Source organism: Mycobacteriales bacterium, assembly GCA_035995165.1.
In the GTDB taxonomy this organism is placed as follows: domain Bacteria; phylum Actinomycetota; class Actinomycetes; order Mycobacteriales; family CADCTP01; genus CADCTP01.
Genome location: DASYKU010000133.1, coordinates 23,050 through 33,403 on the forward strand (window position 1 = coordinate 23,050; position 10,354 = coordinate 33,403).

Below are 10,354 nucleotides of genomic sequence, written 5' to 3' on the forward strand. Positions count from 1 at the left end.
GTCACAACGGCTCCGGATCGCGCAGCGAGGTCGCGGACAGGAACGCGCCGATCCCCTCCGGCGACCGCCGCGCCACTCCGGCCAGCAGGTCCGCGACCTGGACCCGCGGGTCGTCCCGGGAGTCGACCACCACCAGCCCGGCCAGCGGCGACACCCCGGCGCCGTCGGCCAGTACGTCCTGCAGGCGCCGCAGCCGGCCGGCCGTCAGGGCGCTCTGCTCGTCGTGGATCACCAGCACTCGCCGCTGCCCGCCGCTCCAGAACAGGACGGTCTCGGCCAGCGCCGGCAGCATCGGCTCCAGCGGCGGCGGGATCGACCGGTCGTCGCTGGTCAGCCTGGTCAGCACGGCCCACACCCGGGTCCGGCTCAGCCCGTCGAGGACGTCCTCGGCCGGTACGCCCAGCCCGTCCCGGGCCAGCGCGTCCCGGGCCCGGAAGAACCGGTCCAGGACCTGGCGATCCGGCTCACGCCGCCGCTTGACCCGGACCAGCTGGGCGAAGGCCGCGAGGAAGGCGTCCCAGTCGCGGCCACCGCGGCGCCGGGCCCGGTAGAGGGCGAGGGCGGCCGGACGGAGGTCCTGGGTCAGCCGGGTGCCGGCCCCGTACGACGGCTCGGCCAGGAACAGGTCGACGATCCGCGTGACGAGGAAGTACTCCTTGTCGACCACGTGGACGTGCGCGCGGCCGCCCAGCGCGCCCAGCAGCCACTCCCGCGCCGCACCCGCGTCGGGGCCGCGCAGGAACTGCCCGGACTTGACCTCCTCCAGCGAACCCCGGAACCCCGACCGCAGCGCCGAGATCAGCTCGACCGCCTCGCCGACGCCCAGGTCGACGCTCGCATGCGTGATGACCGGAGTGGCCGGATGCAGCAGGTTGGAACCGGAGAACCCGGACTCGTCGCAGGCGATCTCCACGACGGCGCCGGCCACCCCGGCCACCGGTGGCAGGCCGCCCTGCAGCGGCAGCCTCTGCATGCCGACCATGCTCGCCCGCCCACCCGGACCGGACCACCGAATTCGGTGCCGGTCAGGCCGCCGCCCGCAGCGCATCCGTCAGCAACGCGGCCAGCGCCTCGACCTGGACGTCGGCCGAGGAGGACACCTCTTCGTCCGACCCGTCCAGCGCCCGGGCGGCGAGGCCGGCCTTGCTGTCGATCAGCTCGGCGATCCGGGCGTCGATGGTCTGCGCGGCGATGATGCGCCACGCGGTGACCGGTTCGGCCTGCCCGATGCGGTGGCTGCGGTCGATGGCCTGGGTCTGCTCCGCGTCGGTCCAGGACAGCTCGGCCAGCACGATGTTCGAGGCGACCTGCAGGTTGATGCCCACGCCGGCCGCCGTCAGCGAGCACACCGCGACCGCGACGTCCGGGTCGTTGACGAACGCGTCGATGTTCGCCTGCCGCACCGCCGGCGTCTGGTCGCCGCGGATCGAGGAGTAGCGCACCCCCTGCCGGGCGAAGCTCTCCTCGGCGGCGTCCATCACGTCGACGTGCTTGGCGAAGAAGACGACCTTGCCGGCGCTGCGGGCCAGCTGGAGGGCGTAGTCCGCGGCCAGGTCGGCCTTGGCCTGGCCGATGCGCCGCATCATGCTGAAGACGTTCTCGCCGGACTTCGCGGCCGTCGCGTCCTTCAGCTCCGACCGGGCCACCCGGCGGACGAGGTCCAGGTCGATGCCACCGTCGACGGCGCCGGCGTCGGAGGACCGGTTCGCGAGCGCGGACTCGTACCGCGCCACCATCCGGCCGGCGAGGTCCCGCTCCGCCGCCCGGATCGACCGCCCGGCCGGTCCGTCCAGCTCGACGGGAAGGTCGGCGATGCGGCGGGCCGGGATGTCGGCGGCCACGTCGAGCTTGCGCCGGCGCACGATGCCGAGGTCGATCACGCACTGGCGGGCCGCGGCGTAGAAGCCGCGGTCGGCGGGCGTCAGGCCGGTGTCCTCGAGCGCGTCCACCAGCTCCTCGAGGGGCTTGCTGTCGTCGATCCAGCCGAGGAACTGCCAGATCGCCCGGAAGTCGTCGATGTCGTTGATCAGCGGCGTGCCGGTCAGCGCCATCAGCAGCGGCCGCGCCGTACGGGACCGGATGCGGTCGGCGAGCGCGAGGACGTGCTTCGAGCGCTGCGAGGCCTTGTTCTTGATGAAGTGGGCCTCGTCCACGACCATCCCCCGGAACCGGAAGTCCCCGAGCCAGCCCAGGTGCCGGTCCAGCACCTCGTAGTTGAGCACGACGATGTCGGCGAAGCCGTCGACGGTCTCGCCGTCACCCTGCACGACCGTGACCCGGCGGTTCGGGGTCCAGCGGGCCGCCTCGCGCGCCCAGTTGGTCTTCACGACGCTCGGTACGACGACGAGCAGCGGGTAGGCGCTCGCCGCCTCGGCCGCGAGCAGCGCCTGGGCCGTCTTGCCCAGCCCCGGCTCGTCGGCGAGCAGGAACGTGCGGTGGCCGGCCGCGGCCGCGGCGACCACCTGCCCCTGGTGCGGCATCAGCTCCAGGCCCGCCGGGGTGAACCGGGCCGTCGGCGACGGAAGCTCCATCAGGGCCGGCGCTCCCCCGCCGGCGCGCTCGAAGGAGCTCAGCAGCGGGTTGATCAGCTCCCAGCCGAGCAGCCGGCGCGGCCGGGCGGCGCGCTGCGGGACGGCGGAGAAGTCGGGCGCGAGGAAGGGGTTCGCCAGCTGGCTGGAGATCACCGACTGCGGCACGACCCGCCGCTCCGAGCCGGCGGCCGCGGGCGCGGTCTCGGCCGGAGCGGTCTCCTCCGGCGCCGGCTCGATGCCGAGCTCCCGCAGCATCTGCCGCTTGAGGGACCGCGCCGCGTCGGAGACGTCGGCGTCCTCGGCCAGCAGCGCCAGCAGCCCGGCGTCCTGTACCGCGGTCGTCGCGAGGATGGTCGCGATGCCGTCCAGCCGCTTGAGCTGCTCGGCCCGGTGACCGTCGCCTCCCGCCGCCGCCCGGACGCGGGCCCGCTCGTCGCGCAGCAGCAGGGCGACGGCCTGGAACTTGGTACGCACGGACGGCGTCACGCGGTCGCGCCGGGCCGCCGCCTCGACCTCCCGGGCGGTCCGGGCGAGCTCCGAGATGACGTCGCCACGGTGGCGGACGGGTGGCTGCTTGCGCGGGGCGGTGCGGCGAGCACCACCCGGCTGGCGCCGGCCCGGTCGGGTCACAGACTTCCTCCTCTGAACGCCGCGGCACGACGGCCGCGGCAAATGCCGCAGGGTCCTCCAGGTCGGGCGAACGACGCCCGGGCCAGAGGCCCTGGTACTTCGCGCCGAGCCGGCTGCGAATCTCCGAAGAGCAACGCTGCGGGTCTCGGCGGGCTCTCACACGAACCCGGAGCCGCCGATGGGGTGGACTCGTGATCACCGCTCGAGAAGGTCGTCGTCGGACGACGGTTCGGATCTCGGCTGCCTCAATGCTATCAACGTCGGCGGCCCCGCGTGATTCCCAGGGCCGTCAGGCGGAGAACGGACGGATAACATCCGCCGGTGAGGTCACCGGATCCGGACCAGGTGGACGATCCGGACGGCGGTGACGATCGCGCCGTATCCACCCGCGACCGCCGCCTGGCGACGGTGACGATCACCGAGGCTCCGCTGGCGATCGACGACCTGCTGGCGGTGGTCGACGGCGCGCGGGTGGAGCTGGACGCCACCACCCGGGCCGGGATCGCCGCCGGGCGGGCGGTGGTGGACCGGGCGCTCGCCGCCGGCGAGATCGTCTACGGCCTGACCACCCAGGTCGGGCACGGCCGGAACATCCGGCTCACCGACGAACAGATCAGCGGCGCCCAGCGGCTGCTCATCGTCTCGCACGGCGGCGGGATCGGGCCGCCGCTGCCGACCGCGGTGGTGCGGGCCGCCCTCGCCGCACGGCTGAACGGCATCGCCCGCGGGGGCTCCGGCGCCGGCGTCGCGGTCGCGGAGATCCTGGCGGCGATGCTGAACGCCGGCGTGCATCCGGTCGTCGCCGAGACGGCCTCGGTCGGGGCGGCCGACCTCGGGCAGATGGCCGGCATGGCCCAGGTCGCGATCGGCATGGGACGCGCCGAGTTCCGGGGCGAGGTCGTCCCGGGCGCCGAGGCGCTGCGCCGCGCCGGGATCACGCCGCTCGAGCTCGGCGGCAAGGACGGCCTGGCGCTGATCTCCGCCAACGGCGTGTCGGTCGGCCAGGGCGCGCTGGTCGTGGCCCGGGCCGCCGCGGTGGCCGAGGCCGCCGACGTCGCGGCGGCGCTGTCGATGGAGGCGATCGGCGCCAACACCTCGGTCCTGCACCCCGCGGTGGGGCACGCCAAGCCCATCCCCGGTCAGATCGCGGCCGCGGACCATCTGCGCGCGCTGCTCGCCGGGAGCCCGCTGCTCAGCCCGGACAGCGGCCGGTCGGTGCAGGACGCGCTGTCCTTCCGGGTCGTGCCGCAGGTGCACGGGGCCCTGCGCGAGTACGTCACCGCGGCCCGGTCCGCGGTGACCGCCGAGCTGAACGCCGCCGCCGACAACCCGCTGGTGTTCGTGCCCGACCAGGTGCTGGTGAGCAACGGGAACTTCCACCCGGTGGTCCTGGCGACCGCGCACGACGCGCTGCGGATCGTCCTGGCCCAGGTCGGGCAGCTCAGCGAACGCCGGATGAGCCACCTGTGGGACATGTTCTTCGGGCAGCGGGTGAGCGGGTCGGCCACCGTGGCGTACGGCGTGCAGCTGCGCTATCCGGCGGCCGCGCTGCTGCCCGAGCTGAAGCAGCTCGCGGCGCCGGCCAGCCTCGACGCGCCGTCCCTGGACCACGGCATCGAGGACCACGGCACCAGCGCGCCGCTGTCCGTACGGAAGACCGACGCCGCGCTGGACATGCTCGAGGACCTGCTGGCGATCGAGCTGCTGCTGGCCCGCGACGTGCTCTCGACCGCGCCCGCCACGCCGGCCCTCGGCGCCGGCACCGCCGCGGCGCTGCGGACCGTCGAGCAGGCGATCGCGAGCGCCGAACCGTACCCGGACACCGTGCACCGGGCGCTGCGCGACCACTTCCCGGCCCGGCCCCGCCGAGGGGTCAGCCGACCCAGCCGCGGTAGGTGACCGGGTCGACGTTGCCGCCGCAGACGATGGCGACCACGTGGCGGCCGGCGAAGCGGCCGGGGTCCTCCAGGACGGCGGCGACGCCGAGCGCCGCGGAGGGCTCGGCGACCAGACCCGCGTGCTCGTACAGGGCCCGCAGGCCCGCGATGATCGAGGTCTCCCGGACGAGGACGGCGTCGTCGGCGACCGCCAGCAGATCGTCCAGGACCGCCGGGATGGGGTGGCGGCCGGCGACACCGTCGGCGATCGTGTCGATCGAGTCGGTGCTGACGACCCGGCGTTCGTGCCAGGACCGGGTCATGGCCGGGGCGCCCGCCGGCTGCACGCAGAGCACCTCGGTGGCCGGCCGCAGGGTCTTCAGGACGTAGCCCACGCCGGTGGCCATCGCGCCCCCGCCGAGGGCGATCAGCACCGCGTCGGCGGGCGGTCCGGCGGCCAGCTCCAGGCCGATGGTCGCCGCGCCGTCGCAGGTCTCGACGTCGAGGCTGTCCTCGACCAGCCGGACACCACGCTGCCGCGCGAGCTCCGCGGCCCGGGCCCGGGCCGCCTCGATGTCGCCGTCGACCAGCTCCAGCTCGGCGCCGAGCGCGCGGATCCGGTCCAGCTTGGCCGCGGTGGCCGACCGGGACGCCACGACCGTCACGGCCAGGTCCCGGCGGCGACCCGACCAGGCCAGCGCCTGCCCGAGGTTGCCGGCGCTGGCGCACACCACGGCCCGCCCGCCGCCGGCGGCGAGCAGACCCGCGACCACCTCGGTCCCCCGGCCCTTGAAGCAGCGGACCGGGTTGGCCGTCTCCAGCTTGATGCTCACCGCGCAGCCGAGTACGCGGTCCAGCGCCTCGCAGCGGTACAACGGCGTGTCGAGGAACACCGGGTCGATCAGCCGGCGCGCCGCCCGGATCCGGTCGAGGTCCAGACGCGTCCCGGCCATGGGGATGAAACCTACGTTGCCGCGGGGCCGCCGCATTGGCATCCTTCCGGCGTGGCTGACACCGATCCCAAAGACGACCTCCGCCGCTACCTGCAGCGCGGCCGGGAGGCGTTGCTCTGGAAGCTCGACGGACTGTCCGAGTACGACGTCCGGCGGCCGCTGGTGCCGAGCGGGACCAACCTGCTGGGCCTGGTCAAGCACGTGGCCGCGGTGGAGTCCGGCTACCTCGGCGAGACCTTCGGCCGGCCGTTCCCGGAGGAGATGCCCGACTGGGACGCCGCCGAGCCGAACGCCGACATGTGGGCGACCGCCGACGAGTCCCGGGAGGACGTCGTCGGGCTCTACCGCCGGGTCTGGGCGCACTCCGACGCCACCGTCGACGCGCTGCCCCTGGACAGCCTCGGCCGGGTGCCGTGGTGGCCGCCGGAGCGGGCCGAGACCACCCTGCACCGGATCCTCGTGCACATGATCGCCGAGACCGAGCGCCATGCCGGCCACGCCGACCTGGTCCGGGAGCTGATCGACGGCGCGACCGGGGTGCGCGCGGGCAACACCAGCCTGCCCGACGCTGACCAGCAGTGGTGGGCGGACTACCACGCGAAGCTGGAACGGACCGCCCGGGAGTTCATCGCCAGGGAGTGACGAGCGCGGTGAGGTTCTCGGTCAGCGCGGCCTGCAGCAGCGGGCCGAAGGTGATCCGCTGCACGCCCAGCGACCTGAGCTCGTCGAACGACCCGGACGGCGCGCCCGTGACCGGATGCGCGGTGACGTTGACCGGGCCGTCGAGCGCGGCGAGCAGCGCGCGCAGCGTGTCGGCGTCGGGCACCCGGACGGGGTAGACGCAGCGGGCGCCGGCCGCCTCGCACGCGGTCAGCCGGCGGATCGCCTCGGCCAGCGGGTCGTCGAACCTCTGGGTCGTACCGATGAACGCGTCCGTACGGGCGTTGACGACGAGGTCGATGCCGGCCGCGTCGGCCGCGGCCCGGATGGCCCCGATGTAGTCGGCATGCTCCTGCACCTCGCGCAGCCGCTTCTGGCTGTGCACGGTGTCCTCGATGTTGACGCCGACGGCGCCGGCGTCCAGGACCCGCTCGACCAGTTCGGCCGCCGGCGTGTCGTAGCCGGACTCCACGTCGGCGGTGACCGGGACGTCGACCGCGCCGGTGATCCGCCGGATGCCGTCGAGCGCGTCGTCCAGGCTCATGCCCTCGTTGTCCCGCTGGCCACGGGAGTCGGCCAGCGGGTGGCTGCCGATGCTGAGGGCCGGGAAGCCCGCCTCGACCACGGCGCGGGCCGACCAGGCGTCCCAGACGGTCGGCAGGACGAGGGTGCTGCCGGTGTGGTGCAGCCGGAGGAGTTCCGAGGCGCGCGAGGCGAGGTCGCTCATGCACCCGATCCTTTCACCGCCCCCCGACCGCGGGTCAGCCGCACGGAACGCACCCATCTGCCCCTCGTCCGTGGCTAGCGTCGTCGCATGGATCAGGACCGGATCGTCGGGCGGGCCGTCGGGATCGGCCTCGGCGTCGGCGTGTACGGCGTCTCGTTCGGGGTGCTCGCGGTGGCCGCCGGGATGAGCGCGGCCCAGGCCTGCGTGATGTCGATGCTGGTGTTCACCGGGGCGTCGCAGTTCGCGTTCATCGGGGTGCTCGCGGCCGGCGGCGGCGCGCTGGCGGCGATGGGCCCGGCGGTGATGCTGGCGCTGCGCAACGCCGCGTACGGGCTGTCGCTGGCTCCGATCCTGCCGGGCCGGCTGCGGGACCGGGCGCTGGCCGCGCACCTGGTGATCGACGAGACGACCGCGATGGCCCGGGCCCAGGACGACCCGGCGGCGTCCCGGCGGGCGTTCCTGGCCACCGGCGTCAGCGTCTGGTTGTTCTGGAACGCCGGCACGCTGCTCGGGGCGCTGCTCGGCGGCGGGCTGTCCGACCCGCGGGCGTTCGGGCTCGACGCGATGTTCCCGGCGGCGTTCCTCGCGTTGCTCGCGCCGCAGCTGCGCCGCCCGGGCGCGCCGGCCGCCGCGGTCGTCGGGGCGGTGCTGGCCCTGGTGCTCCTGCCGTACGCGCCGAGCGGGGTGCCGGTGATCGCCGCGCTGGCCGGCGTGGTCCCGGGCGTGCTGCTCGCCCGCGGCGTCCGCTCCCGCGGGGTGCCGGCATGAGCTGGACCGTCCTGCTGGCGCTGTGCGCGGTCTCGTACGGGCTGAAGGCGGTCGGGCCGGTGCTGGCCGGCGGCCGGGAGCTCGGCCCGCGGACCCGGCGGACCCTCGACCTGGTCTCGGTGCCGCTGCTGGCCGCGCTCATCCTCACCCAGACCGTGGGCGACGGTCACCGGCTGGTGGCCGACGCCCGGCTGCCCGCGCTCGCCGTCGCCGCCGTCCTGGTCTGGCGGCGCGCCCCGTTCCTGGTCGTCGTCCTCGCCGCCGCCGGCACCGCCGCCGTCCTCCGCGCCCTGACCTGACGCCGGCGGCTCAGCCGGTGGTCGACTCGCGGACGACCAGATCGGGCTCGAAGACGACCTGGCGATGCTGGTGGGTCTCCCGGTCGGTCGCCTCCTCCAGCAACAGCTCCATCGCGGCCCGGCCGAGCTGGAACCGCGGCTGCCGTACGGAGGTCAGCGGCACCGCGGCGGCCGCCGCGAAGTCGATGTCGTCGTACCCGACGATGGCCAGGTCGCCCGGCACCGACAGCTGCCGCCGGACCGTGTCCTGCAGCAGGCCCAGCGCGAGCAGGTCGTTGGCACAGAACGCGGCCGTCGGGCGCTTGCGGGCGGACATCGCCGCCAGCCGCGGGCCGCTGGCCCGGCCGGCGTCCACGTCCAGCCGCGGCGTCTCGATCACCGTGAGGGCGTCCTTGCGCAGCCCGGCCGCCGCGATCGCGGACCGGGCGCCGAGCAGCCGCTGCCGGACCTGGTCGATCGAGACCGGGCCGCCGACGAACGCGATCCGGGTGTGCCCCTGGGCGACGAGGTGCGCGACGGCCAGCTCACCACCGAGCCGGTCGTTGACCGAGACCGAGCACTGGTTGCGGCTGGTGCCCCGGTCGACCAGCACGACCGGGGTGCCCCGCTCGCGGATCTCCTCGATGGCGCCGGCGGTCTCCTCCCCCACCGGCGTGATGAGGATGCCGAACGCGCGCTGCTCCTTGAGCATGCTGAGGTAGTGCCGCTCCCGGGCCACGTCGTCGTTGCTGTTGCAGAGCACGACCGAGGAGCCGGACGCGCCCGCGGTCTGCTCGACCCCGGCGGCCACGTCGGTGAAGAACGGGTTGCGGACGTCGAGCACGACCAGCCCGACCGTACGGCTGCGGCCGGCCCGCAGCTGGCGCGCGGCCTCGTTCCGGACGAAGCCGAGCTCCTCGATCGCCCGCAGCACCCGGGCCCGGGTCTTGGGCGACACCCGCTCGGGCCGGTTCAGCACGTTGGACACGGTGCCCAGGGAGACGCCCGCGCGGGCGGCGACGTCGACCACGCCGGCCGGTTCGCTCATCGCCGTCCGCTCCGCACGCCGAGCACGCTAGACCGCACCGTACGAACAGAGCGATCCGCCGCCGTGATGCTCGGGTAACGGATCAGAAACTCCCTCTTGACGCCCCACGTGACCCACATTACGTTCGGCCCTCAGGAAATGAAAGGTTTCACTCGCAGCTCGGCAGAGGGGACACCAGGCATGGCGGAACCCGTTCCCCGGCTGGTCCTCGCCGAGGCGAGGAAGAGCTTCGGTGCCGTCGCGGCCCTCGAGGACGGCTCGATCACGCTGCTCCCGGGCGAGGCGCACGCGCTGGTCGGGGAGAACGGCGCCGGCAAGTCCACCCTGGTCAAGATCCTCGGCGGCGTGTATCGGCCGGACTCGGGCACGCTGCTCATCGACGGCGAGCCGGTGCAGTTCGGCGGCCCGTCGGACGCGCAGGCCGCGGGCGTGGCGATCATCTACCAGGAGCCGTCGCTGTTCCCGGACCTCACCGTGGCCGAGAACATCTACATGGGACGGCAGCCGCGCGGGCGGTCGCGGGCCATCGACCGGTCCACAATGGACCGGGACGCGCGCGCGGTGTTCGCCGGGCTCGGCGTCGCGCTCGACCCGACCCGGATCGCCCGCGGGCTCTCGGTCGCCGACCAGCAGATCGTCGAGATCGCCAAGGCGCTGTCGTTCGACGCCCGGGTGCTGGTCATGGACGAGCCGACGGCGGCGCTGACGACGGTCGAGGTGCTGCGGCTGTTCGACGTCATCACCACCCTGCGCGAGCGGGGCGCGGCCGTGCTGTTCATCTCGCACCGGCTGGAGGAGGTCTTCGCCTGCTGCCAGCGGGTCACGATCATGCGCGACGGCCGCTTCGTCCGGACGGCGCCGGTCGAGGACCTCACCATCGAC

The 10,354-nt window shown here is 74.5% G+C and carries 10 protein-coding genes; 5 read left to right on the forward strand and 5 right to left on the reverse strand.

What is annotated here, in order from left to right:
• Window position 1: 1 nt before the first annotated feature.
• Together VGP36_22535 and VGP36_22540 are read right to left on the reverse strand one after the other, a co-directional pair.
• Window positions 2–973 (reverse strand): hypothetical protein, encoded by a 972-nt coding sequence (locus tag VGP36_22535; protein HEV7657488.1) that lies wholly within the window; start codon window positions 971–973, stop codon window positions 2–4.
• A 52-nt stretch (window positions 974–1,025) separates the two neighbouring features.
• On the reverse strand, window positions 1,026–3,161 hold the full coding sequence (locus VGP36_22540; GenBank protein ID HEV7657489.1) for a DEAD/DEAH box helicase: 2,136 nt from the start codon (window positions 3,159–3,161) through the stop codon (window positions 1,026–1,028).
• Window positions 3,162–3,482: 321 nt separating this feature from the next.
• Here VGP36_22540 and VGP36_22545 point away from each other — a divergent pair, with 321 nt between their 5' ends.
• Window positions 3,483–5,060, forward strand: coding sequence for an aromatic amino acid ammonia-lyase (locus VGP36_22545; GenBank protein ID HEV7657490.1), 1,578 nt, complete (start codon window positions 3,483–3,485; stop codon window positions 5,058–5,060).
• On the opposite strand, the gene VGP36_22550 is transcribed toward VGP36_22545, so the two are convergent.
• Window positions 5,035–5,991 carry a pyridoxal-phosphate dependent enzyme gene (locus VGP36_22550; GenBank protein HEV7657491.1) on the reverse strand — a complete coding sequence of 319 codons (957 nt, stop codon included), beginning with the start codon at window positions 5,989–5,991 and terminating at the stop codon, window positions 5,035–5,037. The two genes, VGP36_22545 and VGP36_22550, sit on opposite strands and share 26 nt — an antisense overlap.
• A gap of 51 nt (window positions 5,992–6,042) precedes the next feature.
• On the opposite strand from VGP36_22550, the gene VGP36_22555 reads away from it, so the two are divergent.
• On the forward strand, window positions 6,043–6,633 hold the full coding sequence (locus tag VGP36_22555; GenBank protein ID HEV7657492.1) for a DinB family protein: 591 nt from the start codon (window positions 6,043–6,045) through the stop codon (window positions 6,631–6,633).
• Here the strand turns inward: VGP36_22555 and VGP36_22560 are convergent.
• Window positions 6,617–7,378, reverse strand: coding sequence for an isocitrate lyase/phosphoenolpyruvate mutase family protein (locus VGP36_22560; protein HEV7657493.1), 762 nt, complete (start codon window positions 7,376–7,378; stop codon window positions 6,617–6,619). The two genes, VGP36_22555 and VGP36_22560, sit on opposite strands and share 17 nt — an antisense overlap.
• An 87-nt stretch (window positions 7,379–7,465) precedes the next feature.
• Between VGP36_22560 and VGP36_22565 the strand changes: the two genes are divergently transcribed.
• Together VGP36_22565 and VGP36_22570 are read left to right on the forward strand one after the other, a co-directional pair.
• On the forward strand, window positions 7,466–8,146 hold the full coding sequence (locus tag VGP36_22565; protein ID HEV7657494.1) for an AzlC family ABC transporter permease: 681 nt from the start codon (window positions 7,466–7,468) through the stop codon (window positions 8,144–8,146).
• Entirely contained in the window at window positions 8,143–8,445 is a 303-nt protein-coding gene (locus VGP36_22570; GenBank protein HEV7657495.1) for an AzlD domain-containing protein, read from the forward strand. Before VGP36_22565 ends, VGP36_22570 begins: the two co-directional genes overlap by 4 nt.
• A 10-nt stretch (window positions 8,446–8,455) precedes the next feature.
• Here the strand turns inward: VGP36_22570 and VGP36_22575 are convergent, their stop codons facing one another.
• Window positions 8,456–9,472, reverse strand: a complete 1,017-nt coding sequence (locus VGP36_22575) for a LacI family DNA-binding transcriptional regulator (GenBank protein HEV7657496.1) — start codon at window positions 9,470–9,472, stop codon at window positions 8,456–8,458.
• 180 nt (window positions 9,473–9,652) lie between these two features.
• Between VGP36_22575 and VGP36_22580 the strand changes: the two genes are divergently transcribed.
• The coding region (locus VGP36_22580; protein ID HEV7657497.1) for an ATP-binding cassette domain-containing protein at window positions 9,653–10,354 on the forward strand (702 nt) is incomplete at its 3' end.